Source organism: Kitasatospora sp. NPDC001132, from assembly GCF_053598415.1.
In genome coordinates this window covers 72499-91039 of the sequence record NZ_JBSFKF010000003.1, presented here as the reverse complement: position 1 = coordinate 91039, position 18541 = coordinate 72499, and the positions used below count along the sequence as shown (strand labels likewise).

Sequence of the window (18541 nt, the reverse complement as noted above, 5' to 3'; positions counted from 1 at the left end):
GCCGGTAGATTCCCGGTGGCCGCAGGGAATCCCGCCGGATCCCCGGCGGGGCGGAGGGTTCAGCGGCTGAGCGCCGGTTCCGGCAGCTCGGCGAGAACGGCCGCCAGGTGCCGTTCGACGACCGGCGCCGCCTCCGCGGCGCTCAGCCCGCGCTTCAGCTCGCCGCTGAGCGAGGCCACGCCCGCGTCCCGGATGCCGCACGGCACGATCTTGTCGAACCAGGTCATGTCCGGATCGCAGTTGAGCGCGAAGCCGTGCATCGTCACCCCGCGGGCGACCCGCACGCCGATCGCGGCGAGCTTGCGGTCGTCACCGCGCTGGCCGGCGTTGGAGGGCGCGTACTCGGGGCCCGCCAGCCGAGGGTCGATGCCCAGCGGCAGACCCATCCGCAGGGTCAGCTTGCCGATGTCCACCACCTGCGCCGGGTCCACCACGGCGTCAGGGATGGAATCGCCCAGCACCCAGACCCCGCTGCGGCCCTCGACCCGGGTGGAGTCGATGCCGAACTCCCCGGCGGTGCGGATCAGCGCCTCCTCCAGCCGGCGGACGTAGGCGATGACGTCGATCGGGTCGGGCAGCTTGACGATCGGGTAGCCGACCAGCTGGCCGGGGCCGTGCCAGGTGATCTCCCCGCCCCGGTTGACCTCGACGACCGGGGTGCCGTCCAGCGGCAGGTCGGCGGGGTTGGTGCGCTTGCCCATGGTGTACACCGACTGGTGCTCCAGGAGCAGGACGGTGTCGGGGATCTCGTCGGCGACCCGCAGGGCGTGCAGTCGCTGCTGCTCCTCCCAGGCCTCCTGGTAGGGCACGGTCCGCTCGCCGATGCCCATGTGAACAAAACGCACGTTCTCGCTCACCGCTACCGCTCCTTGCCAGGCGTTCGAGACCAACCTCGCCACTGTACGCCCCGCCCGCGAGGACCCCTCAGCCGCCCGCTGGCCGCCGCCGCGCCGTACCCGCTCCCCCGTTGCCCCCGCTCGGTCAACCCGCCGCGAGCAGTTGCAACCGCAGCGCGAGCTGCAGCTCGAGCGACCGCTCCGGCTGGTTCCAGTCCCGCCCGAGCAGCGCCTCGACCCGGTCCAGCCGCTGGACCACCGTGTTCACGTGGACGTGCAGCTCGTCCTTGGCCCTGGTCAGGCTGCCGCCGCAGTCGAAGTAGGCGCGCAGGGTGCGGACCAGCTCGGTGCCGCGCCGGGCGTCGTAGGCGAGCAGCGGGCCGAGCGTCGCACCGACGAAGCCGTCCACGTCGTGGCCGTCGCCGAGCAGCACACCGAGGAAGCCGAGCGCCCGGGCGGAGGCGCCCTCCCCGGCGCGGCCGAGCACCCGCAGCGCCCGCAGGCAGCGCAGGCCCTCGCCGTACGAGGCGGCCACCGCGGCCGGCCCGGCGGCCGGGCGGCCCGCGCCGACGGTGACCGGGAACCCGGCCAGCCGGGCCAGCCGCTCGGCGGCCCGCCGGGCGGTCTCCTCGGGGTCGGCGCCGCCGCCGGTCTCGACGGGCACCAGCAGCACCACCGTCTCGGCGTGCTCGGCGCTGACACCGCGGGAGCCGAAGAGGTAGCGCCGGGCCGCGCCGGCCAGCCGTCCCCGGTCGTCGTCCTTCCCGTCGGCCGGTTCCGCGACCAGCACCAGGTGCGGCCGGGCGAGGTCGACGCCGAGCCGGCGGCCGCGCGCGGTGAGCCCGGCCGGGTCGCGCTCGGGGGCGGTCAGCAGGTCGGTGAGCAGTTCGCCGCGGATCCGGTTCTCGGTCTCGGCGACCGAGCGGCGCAGCAGCAGGAGCAGCGCGGTGACCACGCTGGCCCGCTCGAACAGTCGCCGGTCGGCGTCGTCGAGGTCGGGCCGGCCGCGCAGCACCATGGTGCCGAGCGCGTCGTGCCCGGCCAGCACCGCGCAGACCCACTGCTCGCCGTGCCGTACGGACCGGCCCTCGGCGCGGGAGGCGGCGACCGCCTCCGCCAGTTCGGCGGCGGGTGCGGAGCGGCCGGCCAGCGGCTCGCCCTCGGCGTCCAGGACCGCTATCTCCCCGCCCAGCAGGGCGGCGACGGCGGCGGCGACGTCCGGCACCTCGGCGCCGCGCAGCACCAGGTCGGTGAGCCGGTCGTGCGCCTGCTCGGCGCGCTGCACGGCGGCGGAGTGGGCCCGGACCAGCTCGTTGGCGGCGTTCAGCTCGGCGAGCGCGGCACGGGTGTCGGCCAGCGACTTGGCGGTGTCCAGGGCGATCGCGGCGTGCGCGGCCAGCGAGCAGAGCAGCGCGACCTCGTCGGGGGAGAAGGCGCGCGGCGTGCGGTCGGCGGCGAACAGGACGCCGATGACCTGCCCGCCGATCAGCAGTGGTACCCCGATGATCGCCACCAGTCCCTCGTCCAGCACGCCCGCGTCGATCGTGCCGGTGTGGTGGAAGCGCTCGTCGTTGCGGTAGTCGGGGGTGGCGTACGGGCGGGCGGTCTGCGCGACCAGCCCGCCCAGGCCGTCGCCGAGGCTGAGCCGCAGGGTCTGGAACAGGACGGAGACCGAGCCGTCGGTGACCCGCATGTAGGTGTCGCCCGCCGCCTCGTCCGGCAGGGTCAGGTAGGCGGTGTCGGTGCCGAGCAGCATCCGGGCCCGGCGGACGATCGCCTGGAGTACCGAGTCCAGGTCCCGGGAGGCGGCGAGGTCTCCTGCGGTGTCGAACAGGGCGGTCAACTCGGCTTCGCGGCGCCGGTGTTGACGCAGGGTGCGGTGGACCCGCAGGGCCTGCCAGGTGGCGTCGTCGATCTCGGCGAGGACGGCGGCCGGCGCCCCGCGGCGGCGGGCGTCGGCCAGCACGTCGGCGAAGTCCTCGGTGGCGGCGCCGGAGGCGAGCAGGTCGAGCAGCCGCCGCAGCGCGGGCGCGGCGCTTTCGTGAGGGTGGTTCATGGTGCGTGCTGCCAATCGGCGTCGGTTCCGTCGGTTCCGAGAAAGCGCGATCGTATCGGCTCGGTCCTCAGGCGACGGCGGGCTTCCCGCGGTCGCCGGCACCGGCCTCCTGGCCCTCCGACCCGGCCTGGGCACCGTCTGCGGCCTCCCCGTCGACCTCCGTGAGGTCCTGGCCCCTGGTCTCCCGGCCGCAGAGCACCGCCAGGACGGTGATCGCCGCCGCGATGGCGACGTAGACGGCGATGGGGGTGGAGCTGCCGTAGTCCTTGAGCAGCGCGGTGGCGATCAGCGGCGCGGGGGCGCCGGCCGCCACCGAGGAGAACTGGGCCCCGATGGAGGCGCCCGAGTACCGCATCCGGGTCGCGAACAGCTCGGAGAAGAAGGCAGCCTGGGGCGCGTACATGGCGCTGTGGAAGACCAGGCCGACGGTGACGGCGGTGACCAGCGAGCCGAAGGACCTGGTGTCGACCATGCCGAAGAAGACGAAGGCCCAGACACCCACCCCGACCGCGCCCACCAGGTAGACCGGCTTGCGCCCGATCCGGTCGGACAGCGCGCCGAACAGCGGGATCAGCGCGAACTGGATCGCGGAGGCGATCAGGACGGCGTTCAGCGCGGTCTGCTTGGAGAAGTGGGCGTGGGTGACGGCGTAGGTGAGCACGAAGGTCGTCATCACGTAGTAGGAGATGTTCTCCGCCATCCGCGCGCCCATGGCCACCAGCACCTCCCGCCAGTGGTTGCGCAACACCTCCACCAGCGGCAGCCGTTCGGCCGTCCGCCGCTCCGCCTGCCGCTGCTGCTGGGCCGCCAGCGCCTGCTTGAACAGCGGCGACTCGTCCACCGCGAGCCGGATCCACATCCCGACCGCGACCAGCACCGCGGACAGCAGGAACGGCACCCGCCAGCCCCACGCCAGGAACGCCGCGTCCGACTGCACCGCCGTCATCAGCGACAGCACCCCGGCCGCCAGCAGGTTCCCGGCCGGCGCCCCGCCCTGCGGCCAGGACGCCCAGAACCCTCGCCGCCGCTGGTCCCCGTGCTCCGACACCAGCAGCACGGCACCGCCCCACTCGCCGCCGAGCGCGAAGCCCTGCACCAGCCGCAGTGCCGTCAGCAGCACCGGCGCCGCGACCCCGATCGAGTCGTAGGTCGGCAGCAGCCCGATCGCCGTGGTCGACCCGCCCATCAGCAGCAGGCTCACCACCAGCAGCTTCTTGCGCCCCACCCGGTCCCCGAAGTGACCGAACACCAGCGCCCCGAGCGGCCGTGCCGCGAACCCGATCGCATAGGTCAGGAAGGACAGCAGCGTCCCGGTCAGCGGATCGCTGTGCGGGAAGAACAGCTTCCCGAACACCAGCGCCGCCGCCGTTCCGTACAGGAAATAGTCGTACCACTCGATCGTCGTGCCGATCAGGCTCGCAGCCACCACTTTCGGGAGTGAGCTGCTCGCCGCCGTACCTCGCGCGGAGGTGTTCATGGCCACCACTTCCAGAACCAGGGGGAGTCGATGTCGCCACAAGGTAGGAAGCGCCCGACCCCGGGACTATGTGGGTGGTCCACACAGTCCCGGGGTCGAATGTGCCGCTCTGCCCTATGAGCGGGCGGTGGGGGCGCGGAGCGTCCCCACTCAGTGCGCCGTCCAGCCGCCGTCGACGGGGAGGCTGGCGCCGGTGATGTAGGAGGCGGAGGAGGAGCAGAGCCAGAGGGCGAGTCGGGCGACCTCGTCGGGCTCGATGAGGCGCTTCACGGCGGTGCGGTCGAGCATGATCCGCTCGACCACCTCGTCCTCGGGGATGCCGTGGGCGAGCGCCTGGGCGGCGATCTGCTTCTCCACCAGGGGGGTTCGGACGTAGCCCGGGTTGATGCAGTTGCTGGTGACGCCGTGCGGCGCGCCCTCCAGGGCGACGGTCTTGCTCAGGCCCTCCAGGGCGTGCTTCGCGGTGACGTACGCGGACTTGAAGGCGCTGGCGCGCAGGCCGTGGACGGAGGAGACGTTGACGACCCGGCCCCACCTCTGCTCGTACATGTGCGGCAGGGTGCGGCGCAGGATGCGGAACGGGGCCTCGACCATGACGCGCTGGATCAGAGTGAAGCGGTCCGGCGGGAACTCGTGCACGGGCGCGACGTGCTGGAGACCGGCGTTGTTGACGACGATGTCGGCGTCGTCCGGCAGGGCGTCCACGGCTCCGGGGTCGGCGAGGTCGGCGACGATCGCGCGGCCGCCGATCCGCTCGGCGAGTTCCTCGGCCGGGCCGGCCGCGAGGTCGACGACGTAGACCCGGGCTCCGGCCTCGGCGAAGGCCTCGGCGCAGGCCCGGCCGATGCCCGAGGCGGCCCCGGTGACCATGGCCGTGCGGCCGGCGAGCGGGCGGGCAGTAGAGGTGTCCATGGCCGAGAACGGTAGGAATCCGACGGCCTCGCTCCCATGTGGCAGACCTCCACAGCACACCGCTGGGCTGTGGTGCCGTCCGCCATGACACCGGAGCGAGGTCCGAACGGCGGATCGACCCCCGCGGAAGCCCTCGGGAAAGCCCCCGGAACGGCCGAAGGTTCGACCCCGGACGACCAAACCCATCCCGAGCCCGCTTCCCCACAATGGGCGCGCTTGCTTCACCCGTTCGGTGGATTGCTCGGTCAGATCCACCCATAGCGCCCGAATGCTCGCTACATTCACGCCGATTCCCGACAGGGGGCGCCGCCCCAGGCCGCCGAAGTGCTGGTGAAGCCCGGTGCGACGTCCGAGAGGTGTTGACAGACATGCCCCAACGGCCTGCAACCGACAGCCCGGCGTACGGACCGCTCGACCCGCTCGGCCAGCGCCGAGGGCCGGTCGGCCGGACCCTTCCGGACGCCCCCGACGCCCTGACCGCCGAGACGCTGCCCGCCGACGCCCCGGACGCCGACGACCTTCGGCTGCCGGTGCAGGCCACACCCGACCGGCACGAGAACCCGGTCGCGCCCGCCCCGGCCCGCGGCCCCGGCCACTCCGGCCCGGCCCCGCAGAACGGCCAGCTCGCGGCGCTGATCGAGGAGGCCGGCTTCTCGCACGCCGGCCTCGCCCGCCGGGTCGACCAGCTCGGTCTGGAGCACGGCCTCGACCTGCGCTACGACAAGACCTCGGTCACCCGCTGGCTGCGCGGCCAGCAGCCGCGCGGGGCCACCCCGGCGCTGATCGCCGAGGTCTTCACCCGCCGGCTCGGCCGCCGGCTCACCGCCCAGGACCTCGGCCTGGACGCCTGCGCCCCGGTCTACGCGGGCCTGGAGTTCGCCGAGACGCCGCAGGAGGCGGTGGACATCGTGGCGAGCATGTGGCGCAAGGACAACGGCCCGCAGTCCGAGCTGCGCCGGATCGCCTTCACCCCGGCCGGCCTGGTCGTCCCCAGCCGGGACTGGCTGATCGGCCGCACCGACGAGCGGGTCGCCCGGGACGGCTCCACGCTGGCCCGGCCGGACGCCGCCGGCCCGCCCGCCGGCAGCGCCACCTCCGCGGCCATCACCGGTGCCCCGGCGCCGGGCGCGCCCGGCGCGTCCCCCGGGAGCCCGGCGCGCGGCCCGGCGCCCGGCGCCCCCACCGCCCGCAGCACGGCCGGGACCACCGGCACCGCCCCGACCATCGGCCGGGTGCCGATCCAGAGCCGCCGGCCGCCGGTCGCCGTCGAGCCGCCGTACAGCGACCCGGCCCGCGAGTCCCGCCCCACCCTGAGGGTCGGCCGCGGTGACATCGCCGCCATCCGGGCCGTCGGCGACCTCTTCCGCGCGCTCGACCACGCCTACGGTGGCGGCCACGCCCGCCAGGCGCTGGTCCGCTACCTGGAGAGCGAGGCCGAGCCGATGCTGCGCGGCCGCTACGGCGAGCAGATCGGCCGGGCCCTGTTCGGCGCGGTCGCCGACCTCACCAGGCTGGCCGGCTGGACGTCCTTCGACATCGCCGCGCACGGCCTCGCCCAGCGCTACTTCGTCCAGGCGCTGCGGCTCTCCCAGGCCGCCGGGGACCGCGCACTCGGCGGGTACGTCCTGGTGACGATGAGCCAGCAGGCCGTCCACCTGGGCCACGGCCGGGAGGCCGTCCAGCTCGCCCGGGTCGCCCAGCAGGGCGTGGGCACCGCCGTGCCGCCGGTCGTCCAGTCGCTGATGCACGCCGCCGAGGCGCGCGGACACGGCCTGCTGGGCGACGTCAGGTCCTGCACCACCGCCCTGGTGCGCGCCGAGCGCTCGCTGGCCGCGGCCCGGACCGGCGACGAACTGCCCTCCTGGGCGCGGTACTTCGACGAGGCCCAGCTCTCCGACGAGTTCGCCCACTGCTACCGCGACCTCCAGCAGTGGCGGACGGCCGCGCAGCACGCCGAGAAGTCGCTGCGGCTGCGCTCGCCCGCCTACGCCCGCAGCCGGATCTTCTGCCGCCTGGTGCTGGCCACCGCCCGGCTCGGCATGGGGGACCTCGACGAGGCCTGCACCATGGCCACCGACGCGCTGCGGGCGGCCGGGGAGATGCGCTCGGCCCGCTCGCTGGAGTACGTCCGGGACTTCCACCGTCGCCTCACCCCGTACCGCGGCAGCCCGGTGGCCCGCGCCTTCGAGGAGACGGCCCGGCAGGCGGGGGTGATCTGACCGGCCGAGTGATCCGACCGGCGGAGTACCGACCGGCCGGCGGGAGCCGGTCGCCCACCGGCGGGCCGGGTGCGTGGGGACGGGCCCCACGCACCCGGCGCACGGAGGCCGGGCCCGGCCTGGTGCCTCCGCGTGGGCCAGGACGCCGGGCACGCTGTCGGTCTGTCACTCCGGCAGACCGCTGCCGTGTCCCGGCGCCGCGAGGTGCGCGGGCGGGGCGGCGGGGCCGGCAGGTGCCCCGCCCGTCAGGCCGCCGCCTCCGCCTCCGGGGCCTCGGCCGGGACGCCGAGGTCGCTCAGCACCGCCTGCGCCGCCCGCCGCCCGGAGACCAGCGCGCCCTGCACGGTGCTGGTGTCCCGGTGGTCCCCGGCGACGTACAGCCCGGCCAGCAGCCGCACCGGGCGGCGGGGGTTGTGCGGCGGCGGCATCGCGGGCAGCGCGTCCGGGACGTGCCGCACGCCGAGGAACTGCCAGCCCGACGTCGAGCCGCCGTACAGCTCGGCCAGCCGGGCCCGGACGGCCGGCTCCAGCCCGGCCGGGCCGCCCATGTCGAAGGCGCGACGCCCGAGCACGGTGGTGGCGATCAGCGCCTGACCGGCCGGGGCGTAGGACGGGTGCAGCTCGCTGAGCACCAGCGAGTGCGAGACCAGGGGCGGCTGACCGTTCGGCCGGTCGCCGTCGAGCAGCAGGACGGCCTCGCCCAGCGGGGCGGCGTCGGCCGCGTGGAAGTAGGTGGTGACGGCGTGGAAGGCCGGCAGCCGTAGCCCGGGCAGCAGTTCGGCGGCGGAGCGGGCGCCGGTGGCGACGACGACGGCCTGGGCGCCGATCCGCCCGTGCGCGACGGTCTCCACGCCGTCCGCGGCGACCGAGGTGACCCGCACCCCGGTGCGTACGGTGCCGGCGGGCAGGGCGGCGGCCAGCTGGGCCGGTACCGCCGCGATCCCGTCGGCGGGCAGACACAGGCGCCCGCGCGCGTACGAGCGCAGCACCAGGTCGGCGACCCGGCTGCTGGTGCCGAGGGCCGGATCGGAGAGCAGGGCGCTGAGCAGCGGGCGCAGGAAGCCGTCCACGGTGCGCTGGGCGAGGCCGTGGCCGGCCAGTGCGCGGGCGGCGGTGGTCTCCGGCCGGGCCTGGAGGCGGCCGACCGGGGTGGCGGCGAGCCGGCCGAGCCGGCCGGCCAGCCGGGCCTTGTCCAGCGGGCTGCCGAGCGGGGCCCGGGCGGCGGCCTGGCGGGCGACGGTGAGCTGGGGATCCCCGGCGCGGTAGCGGCGTCCGGCGCTGTGCACCAGTACGCCGGGCGCGAGCGGGCGCAGGTCGAGGTGGTCGAGGTCGAGCGTGCGGCGCAGCTCCGGGAAGGCGGTGTTCAGCAGGTGACTGCCGTCGTCGAGCCGGAAGCCGTCCTGCTCGCGGGTGGCCATCCGGCCGCCGATCCGGTCGGTGGTCTCCAGGACCTGAACGGTGAGGCCGTGGCCGGTGAGCGCGCGGGCGGCGGCCAGGCCCGCGAGTCCGGCGCCGACCACGACGACGTCCGGGTCGGACGGCCGGCGGGCGCGGCGGGTGAAGTCGTACGTGGGCACTGGGGTGCTCCCTCCCTGGTCCCGGGGCTCCGGCCGACGCAGGCAGCGGGGTGCCGGGACACGGTCCGTGGAGGGTGATGCCCCGTCAGTGTGAGTGTCAGACAGTCACACTCGACCGGATCCGAGGGGCGGGGAGGGTAGTGCGGCACCGGGCGGGGCGCGGTCACGGACAGTGCGCCGTGGCGGCCGGGTTCGGGGGTCGGCGGGCGCGTACGGTCACCGGGGGCGTGCGACGCGCCCACCGTGTGCTCCCGTGCGCCCCCTCCTCGGGCCCCCTCGGAATCCGCCCGGCATATGCCGCTGGCCAGGGCGGATGCCGTAGTCGGAGTACGCACGGGTCCGCGCGACCCGCACGCGCGCAGACCCGCCCAGCGCGCGCAGCCACCCCGCGCGCCCCGCCCTCCGGCACCGGCGCCCACCGCCCGAGCACCCACCCCGTCCGCCGCCCGCCGCGCGATGCCCGACCTGTCCGCCGTCCCCGGCGCCCGACCCCTCCGCCCTCCCCGGCGCCCGCCCGCTCCGCCGTCCCCGGCGCCCGCCCGTCACAACGCCGCGAGCACCGCCGAGTACACCTCCGGGTGGGTGAAGCGGAAGCCCGCGTCCAGCAGCCGCCGCGGCACCACCCGGTGGCTGCCGACCACCTCGACCGCCAGCTCGCCCAGCACCGCCTTGAGCACCGCCTCCGGCACCGGGAACGGCGTCGGCCGCCGCAGCGCCCGGCCGAGCGCGGCCGTCAGCTCGGCGTTGGTCGCCGGGTTGGGCGCGGTGAGGTTGAAGGCGCCGGAGAGGTCGTCGTGGTCGATCAGGAACCGCAGCGCGGCCACCTCGTCGTGCAGCGAGATGAAGCTCCAGTACTGCCGCCCGTTGCCGAGCCGCCCGCCGAGGCCCAGCTTGAACAGCGGGAACAGCCGTGCGCCGGCCCCGCCGGCCGAGGAGAGCACCATCCCGGTGCGGGGGTGGACGACCCTGATCCCGGCCCGCTCGGCCGGCCTGGCGGCGTCCTCCCACTCCCGGCAGACCTCGGCCAGGAAGTCGTCGCCGGCGGGGGAGTCCTCGTCGATCACCCGGTCGCCGGTCTGCCCGTACCAGCCGACCGCGGAGGCGCTCACCAGGACCTGCGGCGGCTCCTTGAGCGCGGCCAGGGCGACGGCCAGCGTCTCGGTGCCGTACACCCGGCTCTCCCGGATCTCCCGCTTGTAGGAGTCCGACCAGCGGCGGTCGCCGACCCCGGCGCCGGCCAGGTGCACCACGGCCTGGACCCCGTCCAGGCCGCCCCGCTGGACCTCGCCGCCCAGCGGGTTCCAGCCGATCGCCGTGCTGCCGTCCGGCCGTGGGCCGGTCTTCGAACGGTGCCGGACCAGCCGGACCACCTCGTGGCCGTCCGCCAGCAGGGAGCGGACGAGCGCCGAACCGATCAAACCCGTGGAACCCGTGACAGCGATGCGCATGCACCCATCCTCGCAGTTCCCGGCGTCTCCGACTGCCCGTCACACCCCGCGCGCACCTGACTTAGCATGGCGCGCATGCCTGACGACGATCTGATCATCCGTACGGCGCGGAGCGAGGACGAGCGCGAGCTCGCCGTCCTCAACCACGCGGCCTGGTCCTTCCTGTCCGACGTTTCCCCGCAACCGGCCGTCGAAGACCCGATCTTCGACGAGCGGCACGCCCCCGAGCACTACCTGCTGGCCGTGCTGGACGGCCGGATCGTCGGCTACGTCCGCCAGGTCCCGCCCACCCCGCTGGCGAGCAACCGGCACGTACGGCAGATCCAGGGCCTCGCCGTCGACGACACCGTCCGCGGCCGGGGCGTCGGCCGCCGGCTGGTCGAAGCGGCCTGCGCGGCGGCCCGGGCGGAGGGCGCCCGCAAGATGACCCTGCGCGTGCTCGGCTGGAACGCCCCGGCCCGCCGCCTCTACGAGAGCTGCGGCTTCGTCGTCGAGGGCTCGCTGGCCGAGGAGTTCCTGATCGACGGCCGGTTCGTGGACGACGTCTGGATGGCCCGCGGCCTGACCGACTGAGCCGCCAGAAGGCCTGCCCGGGCCTCGCCGTGGCCCTGCCCCGGACTCGCCGGCACCCTGCCCTGGGCCCCGCCCGGGCAGGCGGCCGACCGCTCGAACAGGCTTGCCGCGAAAGGCGGTTCACCGCCCGCGAGTGGTGCGGAGTCGTGACGGTTCCGCCCTGTCCGGACCGCCGCCGCGCCGGGTACCGTACGGCCGTGAGCAACTCGACGCCTCCCGGGTGGTACCCGGTCCCGGGTGCGGACGGCGCCCCCGGTCACGAGCGCTGGTGGGACGGCAACGCCTGGACCAGCGAGGTCCGACCGCTCAGGGGCGGCGTCGCGGGCGGGCTCGCCGACGCCCCCACCCAGACCTCGCCGCCCTCCGACCGGCAGCCGCCCGGCCACGGCCACCCGGGCGGCCAGGCGGCACCGGCCTACGGCTACCCGGGCCAGGACGCCTACCAGGCCCAGGCCCAGCCCCCGCTCGGTTACCCGGCCCCGGCCCAGGGCGGCTACCAGGCCCCGGCCGACGGCTACCCGCCCCAGGCCGGCTACCCGCCCCAGGACCCCGGCTACGGCTACCCGGGCCCGGGCTACCCGCCGCCGAAGACCAGGTGGAGGACCGGCCCGGTCATCGGCATCGCGGTCGCCGTGCTGGCCGTGGTCGGGATCGTCGCCGGGGTCGCGCTCAGCGGCGGCGGCGACCCGAAGGCGGACCCGGCCCCGACCGTCACCGTGACCGAGAGCGGCAGCCCCTCACCGAGCCCCAGCCCGACCGTACCCACCGGCAGCCCCGTCGCGCCCAAGCCCCTGCCGGCGGTCAAGAACACCGTCCCCGACCCCCAGCACGCGATCACCGTGCCGGTCTTCGACGGCTGGGACGTGTCCGCCAACCCGCCGCACTCGACGGTCTACCTCGGCACCGGCCGTTACACCTGCCCGGACGGCAGCTCCTGCATCCGCGGCCAGTTCTCGGTCGAGAAGGACACCGTCCAGGGCGCCACGCCGAAGGCGGCCGCCGACGCCCAGATGCCCGTCTACGCCGCGCAGATCTTCTCCGGGGTCAGCTCGCACACCGACGCCGGCTCCGGGTACGTCAGCGTGGCCGGGGTGCTCGGCTACGCCACCCGCTGGCACATCCGCACCACGGACGGCACCCAGGGCTACGTCCTGGTGGCCGCCCTCCCGGCCAAGGGCGGCGGCTACGTGGTCATGGAGGGCGGCGTGGACGACAACCCGGCGGCGCCGGAGTTCGCGGCGCTGGACCGGATCCTCCGGGGCATCAAGCAGGACGGCACCGCCGGCAGCAGCGTCTGAGGGCCGACACCTAGTCCCCGTACCGCTCCCAGAGCTTGGGGAAGCGCTTCGCCATGACGTCCGGGTCGTCGAAGTCCAGCGCCGTCCCGGACGGCCGCGCCGGCTGCCGCCCGCCCACCTCGGGCAGCGGCAGACCGGTCAGCTGCTCGTACGCCTCGTCGGCGGCGTAGCCGAGGTCCTCGGCCTCGCCGTCCTCCTCCTCGTCGAACTCGGGCAGCAGGTCCGCCAGGTCGTCCGGCTCGGCCAGCCCGCCCTCGAAGACCTCCCGGCCCTGGCCGATCAGCCAGGACCGGAAGTAGTCGAAGGTGTCGTCGGAGGCGCCGTCGAGCAGCAGGTAGGCCGCGCCCCACAGGTCGTGGCGGTAGGCCCGGTGGAACCGCGCCTGGAACAGCCGGGCGAAGTCGATCACGTCGTCCGGGGTCAGCTGGAGGAGCCGTTCCACCAGGAGGTCGGCCTGCTCGTCTGGGTCGCCCTCGGCGGCGTCCCGGGTCTCGTCGATGATCTGCCAGAAGTCCGTCTCGTCCATCACGGCTCCAGCATCCCCGTTCGGCCGCGTCCGCGCATGCCGCGACTCGGCGCGCGTTCGGGACTCGGTCCGTCAGGGGCCGGGAACGGCGGAACCCCGCGCCGTCCGGGGACGACGCGGGGTTCCGTACGCGGGTTTCCGCGGGGACCTGGTGGGGTCAGAGGCCGAGCTCGACCTCGAACTCGCCGGCCTCGAGGATCTCCTTGACCGCGACCAGGTAGCGGGCGGCGTCGGCGCCGTCCACCAGGCGGTGGTCGTAGGAGAGCGACAGGTAGGTCATGTCGCGGATGCCGATGGCGGTCCCGCCGTCGGCCTCGATGACCACCGGGCGCTTGACGGTGGCGCCGATGCCCAGGATGGCGACCTGGTTCGGCGGCACGATCACGGTGTCGAACAGCGCACCGCGCGAGCCGGTGTTGCTGATGGTGAAGGTGGCGCCGGACAGCTCGTCCGGGGTGATCTTGCTGTCGCGGACCTTGGCGGCCAGCTCGGCGGTCTTCTTCGAGATGCCGGCGATGTTGAGGTCGCCCGCGCCCTTGATGACCGGGGTCATCAGGCCCTTCTCGGAGTCCACCGCGATACCGATGTTCTCGGTGTCGAAGTAGGTGACCGTGCCCTCGGCGTCGTTGATCCGGGCGTTGACGACCGCGTGGACCTTCAGCGCCTGGGCGGCGGCCTTGACGAAGAACGGCATCGGGGAGAGCTTGACGCCCTCGCGGGCCAGGAAGCCCTCCTTGGCCTTGGCGCGCAGCGACATGATCCTGGTGACGTCCACCTCGACCACGCTGGTCAGCTGGGCCTGCTCGTGCAGCGCCTTCATCATGTTGTCGCCGATGACCTTGCGCATGCGGGTCATCTTGACGGTCTGACCGCGCAGGGCGGACGGCGCGGCGGCGGCCTTCGGCGCGGCGGCCGGGGCAGCGGCGACGGGGGCCGGAGCGGCCTTGGCGGCCTCCGCGGCGGCGATGACGTCCTGCTTGCGGATGCGGCCGCCGACGCCGGTGCCGGCGACGGAGGACAGCGCGACGCCGTGCTCGGCGGCGAGCTTGCGCACCAGCGGGGTGACGTAGGCGTCACCGTTGTCGGCCACCGGAGCGGCCGGAGCGGCGACCGGGGCCGGAGCGGCAACCGGGGCCGGAGCAGCAACCGGGGCCGGAGCGGCGACCGGAGCCGGAGCAGCAACCGGGGCAGCGGCGACCGGGGCCGGAGCAGCCGGGGCAGCGGCGACCGGGGCCGGAGCAGCCGGGGCAGCGGGGGCAGCGGGGGCCGGAGCGGCGGCGACGGCACCGGCGGCGCCGATCAGCGCGAGCTGGGCGCCGACCTCGGCGGTCTCGTCCTCGCCGACCAGGATCTTCACCAGGGTGCCGGCGACCGGCGACGGGATCTCGGTGTCGACCTTGTCGGTGGAGACCTCGAGCAGCGGCTCGTCGATCTCGACGGTGTCACCCTCGGCCTTCAGCCAGCGGGTGACGGTGCCCTCGGTGACCGACTCGCCCAGCGCCGGCAGCAGCACCGGGGTGGCGTCGGCGGCCGGGGCGGCGGCGGGGGCCGGGGCGGCGGCGACCGGGGCCGGAGCGGCCGGAGCCTCGGCGACCGGAGCGGCCGGAGCCGGGGCGGCGGCGGGCGCGGCCTCGGCGGCGGGGGCCGGGGCGGCGACCGGGGCGCCCGAACCGTCGTCGATGACCGCCAGCTCGGCGCCCACCTCGACGGTCTCGTCCTCGGCGACCTTGATGGAGGACAGGATGCCGGAAGCCGGGGCCGGGATCTCGGTGTCGACCTTGTCGGTCGACACCTCGAGCAGCGGCTCGTCGACCTCGACACGCTCACCCTCGGCCTTCAGCCAGCGGGTGACAGTGCCCTCGGAAACGCTCTCGCCCAGCGCGGGCAGTGTTACTGAGACCGCCATGGTTTCAGCGACTCCTATCAAGTCTTGCGTACGGGAAGTACTTGCGTACGGGAAGTACCGGGAAAGGGGGTGGGGCGTGATCAGTCGTGCGCGTGCAGCGGCTTGCCGGCCAGCGCCAGGTGCGCCTCGCCCAGGGCCTCGGACTGGGTCGGGTGCGCGTGGATGAGCTGCGCGACCTCGGCCGGCAGGGCCTCCCAGTTGTAGATCAGCTGGGCTTCGCCGACCTGCTCGCCCATGCGGGCGCCGACCATGTGGACGCCGACCACGGCGCCGTCCTTGACCTGGACGAGCTTGATCTCGCCGGCGGTCTTCAGGATCTTGCTCTTGCCGTTGCCGGCCAGGTTGTACTTGAGGGTGACGACCTTCTCCTTGCCGTACAGCTCGACGGCCTTGGCCTCGGAGATGCCGACGGAGGCGACCTCGGGGTTGGAGTAGGTCACGCGCGGGACGCCGTCGTAGTCGATCGGCATCGGCTTGAGGCCGGCCAGGCGCTCGGCCACCAGGATGCCCTCGGCGAAGCCGACGTGGGCCAGCTGCAGGGTCGGGGCGAGGTCACCGACGGCGGAGATGGTGGGCACGTTGGTGCGCATGTACTCGTCGACCAGGACGTAGCCGCGGTCCATCGCGACGCCGTTCTCCTCGTAGCCGAGGCCGGCCGAGACCGGACCGCGGCCGATGGCGACGAGCAGCAGGTCGGCGTCGATCTGCTTGCCGTTCTCGGTGGAGACGCGGACACCGGTCTCGGTGTACTCGACGCCCGAGAAGCGGGCCTTCAGCTCGAACTTGATGCCGCGCTTGCGGAACGCGCGCTCCAGCAGCTTGGAGGAGTTCTCGTCCTCCAGCGGGACGAGGTGCGGCAGCGCCTCGACGATGGTGACCTCGACGCCGAAGGACTTCCAGACCGAGGCGAACTCGACGCCGATCACGCCGCCGCCGAGGATGACGGCCGACTTCGGGATGCGGTCGAGCTTGAGGGCGTGGTCCGAGGAGATCACGCGGTTGCCGTCGATCTCCAGGCCCGGGATCGAGCGCGGCACGGAACCGGTGGCCAGGACGATGTGGCGGCCTTCGATGCGCTGGCCGTTGACGTCAACCGAGGTCTGCGAGGAGAGCTTGCCCTCGCCCTGGATGAAGGTGACCTTGCGGGACGCCACCAGGCCCTGGAGGCCCTTGTACAGGCCGGCGATGACGTCGTCCTTGTACTTGTGGACGCCGTTGATGTCGATGCCCTGGAAGGTGGCCAGCACACCGAACTCGGCGGCCTCCTTCGTCTCGTCCGCGATCTCCGCGGCGTGCAGGAGAGCCTTGGTCGGGATGCAGCCGCGGTGCAGGCAGGTGCCGCCCAGCTCACCCTTCTCGACCAGGGCAACGCTCAGGCCCAGCTGAGCGGCGCGGAGCGCCGCGGCGTAACCGCCGCTTCCGCCTCCGAGAATGACTACGTCGAAAACGGTGCTGGCGTCGTTCGCCACGTCACGTCCTCCATGCATGGGGTGGGTCGCCGGGCCGGTCGCGGTCCGGTGGGTCGGAAGCCTTTGTGGGGCGCCCAGTCGTGCCGGAAATACATCTTCGCACTTGTTCACGGTGGCTGATGTCCGGGCCCGAGCCAGGGGTGTCCCGCGGAGCGGTCACCGGGGCGGGAATGCCCCCGACGGAAGGGCATCATCGCAGCTCAGCGAGGTGTTGACAGCCGCCGGACGGGCGTCGTCCGCGCCGCTCGCCGCAGCTTCTTCCGCAGTGCGGAACAAAGTTTCGCCCGCAGCGAACAGGGGTGCGCCCCGGCGCCCCGACCTACTCGCAGGTAACCCGGCCGGAACTCCGGAACGTCCGGCCGGCACTCCGGACCGCCCGGCCGGAACTGCGACGGGGCCCGGCGCACGCGCGCCGGGCCCCGTCGCGGCGGGTCCTCGACCAGGAGCCCCCTCGAACGGGGTCCTGGACCGGGCCACGCCGGTTCGGCCTCGCCGGTTCAGGCCGTTCCGGATCGGGCCTCGCCAGTTCAGGTCGCTCCGGTTCGGGTCGCTCCGGATCAGGCCTTGCCGTTCGCCCTCTGCTCGGCGAAGCGGACCAGGGTGCGCACCGCGCTCGCGGTGCCGCCCTTCGGGGTGTAGCCGTACGGCGCGCCCTCGTGGAACGCCGGGCCGGCGATGTCCAGGTGCGCCCAGTCGGTGCCCTCGGCCACGAACTCCTTCAGGAACAGGCCGGCCACCAGGCCGCCGCCCATCCGCTCGCCCATGTTGGCCAGGTCGGCGATGGTCGACTCGGTGAAGCCCTTGCGCAGGTCGGCCGGCAGCGGCATCGGCCAGGACTGCTCGCCCGCCTCGCCGGCCAGGACGTGCAGCTCCTCGCGCAGCTCGTCGTCGTTGGCCATCACGCCGAAGGTGCGGTTGCCCAGTGCCAGCACCATGGCGCCGGTCAGGGTGGCCACGTCGATGATGACGTCCGGGTTCTCCTCGCCGGCCCGCACGATCGCGTCGGCCAGCACCAGGCGGCCCTCGGCGTCCGTGTTCAGGACCTCGACGGTCTTGCCGCCGTACATCTTCAGCACGTCGCCCGGGCGGGTGGCGGAGCCGGACGGCATGTTCTCGGCCAGGGCCAGCCAGGCGGTCACGTTGACGACCAGGCCCAGGCGCTTGGCGGCCACCACGGCGGCGAACACGGCGGCGGCGCCGGCCATGTCGCACTTCATGGTCTCGTTGTGGCCGGCCGGCTTCAGCGAGATGCCGCCCGAGTCGTAGGTGATGCCCTTGCCGACGAAGGCGAGGGTGGCCTTGGCCTTCGGGTGGGTGTAGGCCACCTTCACCAGGCGGGGCGGGTTCTCCGAGCCGCCGCCGACGCCCAGCAGGCCGCCGAAGCCGCCCTTGGTCAGCGCCTTCTCGTCCAGCACCTCGACCTTGAGGCCGTGCTCCTTGCCGGCCGCCTGGGCGATCGCGGCGAAGCTCTTCGGGTTCAGGTCGTTCGGCGCGGTGTTGACCAGGTCGCGTGCCCGGTTCATCTCCTCGCCGATCGCGGCGGCGCGCTCCACGGCGGCCTTGGCGTCCTTGCTGCCCTTGCGGACGGTCAGCAGGACCAGCTCGCCGACCGGCTCCTTGCCGTTGCCGTCGCCCTTGTACGCGCCGAAGGCGTACGAGCCGAGCAGACCGCCCAGCGCGACCGCCTCGACCTCCTCGGCGGACTCGGCCGGCAGGGCCAGCGCGGCCTTCTTGGCACCGGCCAGGGTGCGGGCGGCGACACCGGCGGCGCGGCGCAGCGTCTCCAGCTCGTAGGCGCCCTCGGCGGCCTCGCCCAGGCCGACCGCGAGCACGAGCGCGGCCTTCAGGCCGGCGGGGGAGGGGACCTTGACGGCCTCGCCCTCGGCGCCGGTCGCGCCCAGGGTGCTGAGGACCTCGGTCAGCTTGCCCTCGAACGCCTCGTTGACGGCCTCGGCGCCGGGGGCCAGCACGATGCCCTTGGGGCCCTTCGCGACACCGACCACCAGGGCGTCCGCGCGCAGCGAGGCGGCGGAGGAGGTGCTCACAGACAATGCAGTCACGTAATGCGTCCTGTTCTTTCGCGGTCCACGGCCGGCCACGGCGAGGCTGCCGCACCGGCGCAGCCCGCCCACGGAGGCCGTCCGCCGGCGGGCCTCCGCGGGTCCGGGCCCCCTGGTGCGCGCGGCCGTCCGCGCGGCCGCGCACACCAGAGGCCCCGGCTCCTCGGTGCGCGCCGGGCGGGCA

At 74.4% G+C, this 18541-nt stretch carries 13 protein-coding genes; 3 read left to right on the top strand and 10 right to left on the bottom strand.

Translation table 11 applies throughout. From position 1 onward, the window contains the following. Window positions 1-59 precede the first annotated feature (59 nt). The 4 genes from lipB to ACWDBE_RS04800 form a co-directional block, all read right to left on the bottom strand. Complete coding sequence (gene lipB, locus ACWDBE_RS04815; RefSeq protein WP_449790792.1) at window positions 60-830, bottom strand: lipoyl(octanoyl) transferase LipB; 771 nt, start codon at window positions 828-830, stop codon at window positions 60-62. Window positions 831-981: 151 nt separating this feature from the next. Then, window positions 982-2892, bottom strand: coding sequence for a helix-turn-helix domain-containing protein (locus ACWDBE_RS04810; RefSeq protein WP_449790770.1), 1911 nt, complete (start codon window positions 2890-2892; stop codon window positions 982-984). 67 nt (window positions 2893-2959) lie between these two features. Beyond that, window positions 2960-4369 carry an MFS transporter gene (locus tag ACWDBE_RS04805; protein ID WP_449790769.1) on the bottom strand — a complete coding sequence of 470 codons (1410 nt, stop codon included), beginning with the start codon at window positions 4367-4369 and terminating at the stop codon, window positions 2960-2962. 150 nt (window positions 4370-4519) lie between these two features. Then, window positions 4520-5281: a 3-hydroxybutyrate dehydrogenase gene (locus ACWDBE_RS04800; protein WP_449790768.1), complete on the bottom strand. Its 762-nt coding sequence runs from the start codon at window positions 5279-5281 to the stop codon at window positions 4520-4522. A gap of 368 nt (window positions 5282-5649) precedes the next feature. Here ACWDBE_RS04800 and ACWDBE_RS04795 point away from each other — a divergent pair, with 368 nt between their 5' ends. Then, a complete protein-coding gene (locus tag ACWDBE_RS04795; RefSeq protein ID WP_449790767.1) occupies window positions 5650-7500 on the top strand; it encodes a regulator in 1851 nt (616 codons plus the stop codon). A gap of 245 nt (window positions 7501-7745) precedes the next feature. Here the strand turns inward: ACWDBE_RS04795 and ACWDBE_RS04790 are convergent, their stop codons facing one another. Both ACWDBE_RS04790 and ACWDBE_RS04785 read right to left on the bottom strand, forming a co-directional pair. Further along, window positions 7746-9077 (bottom strand): FAD-dependent oxidoreductase, encoded by a 1332-nt coding sequence (locus ACWDBE_RS04790; RefSeq protein WP_449790766.1) that lies wholly within the window; start codon window positions 9075-9077, stop codon window positions 7746-7748. Between the two features lie 542 nt (window positions 9078-9619). Continuing rightward, a complete protein-coding gene (locus ACWDBE_RS04785) occupies window positions 9620-10525 on the bottom strand; it encodes a TIGR01777 family oxidoreductase (protein ID WP_449790765.1) in 906 nt (301 codons plus the stop codon). Window positions 10526-10591: 66 nt separating this feature from the next. Between ACWDBE_RS04785 and ACWDBE_RS04780 the strand changes: the two genes are divergently transcribed. Both ACWDBE_RS04780 and ACWDBE_RS04775 read left to right on the top strand, forming a co-directional pair. Then, complete coding sequence (locus ACWDBE_RS04780; RefSeq protein WP_449790764.1) at window positions 10592-11098, top strand: N-acetyltransferase family protein; 507 nt, start codon at window positions 10592-10594, stop codon at window positions 11096-11098. 197 nt (window positions 11099-11295) lie between these two features. Then, entirely contained in the window at window positions 11296-12396 is a 1101-nt protein-coding gene (locus tag ACWDBE_RS04775; protein WP_449807211.1) for a DUF2510 domain-containing protein, read from the top strand. 10 nt (window positions 12397-12406) lie between these two features. On the opposite strand, the gene ACWDBE_RS04770 is transcribed toward ACWDBE_RS04775, so the two are convergent. The 4 genes from ACWDBE_RS04770 to ACWDBE_RS04755 all read right to left on the bottom strand — a co-directional run bounded on the left by ACWDBE_RS04770 (window position 12407) and on the right by ACWDBE_RS04755 (window position 18357). Beyond that, on the bottom strand, window positions 12407-12922 hold the full coding sequence (locus ACWDBE_RS04770) for a DUF4240 domain-containing protein (RefSeq protein ID WP_449790791.1): 516 nt from the start codon (window positions 12920-12922) through the stop codon (window positions 12407-12409). Window positions 12923-13079: 157 nt separating this feature from the next. After that, a complete protein-coding gene (gene sucB / locus ACWDBE_RS04765; RefSeq protein ID WP_449807210.1) occupies window positions 13080-14828 on the bottom strand; it encodes a 2-oxoglutarate dehydrogenase, E2 component, dihydrolipoamide succinyltransferase in 1749 nt (582 codons plus the stop codon). Between the two features lie 80 nt (window positions 14829-14908). Then, the gene (gene lpdA / locus ACWDBE_RS04760) at window positions 14909-16315 is read right to left on the bottom strand and encodes a dihydrolipoyl dehydrogenase (RefSeq protein ID WP_263455757.1); all 1407 of its coding nucleotides are present in this window, start codon (window positions 16313-16315) and stop codon (window positions 14909-14911) included. Window positions 16316-16854: 539 nt separating this feature from the next. Continuing rightward, window positions 16855-18357 carry a leucyl aminopeptidase gene (locus ACWDBE_RS04755; protein WP_449807209.1) on the bottom strand — a complete coding sequence of 501 codons (1503 nt, stop codon included), beginning with the start codon at window positions 18355-18357 and terminating at the stop codon, window positions 16855-16857. Window positions 18358-18541 lie beyond the last annotated feature (184 nt).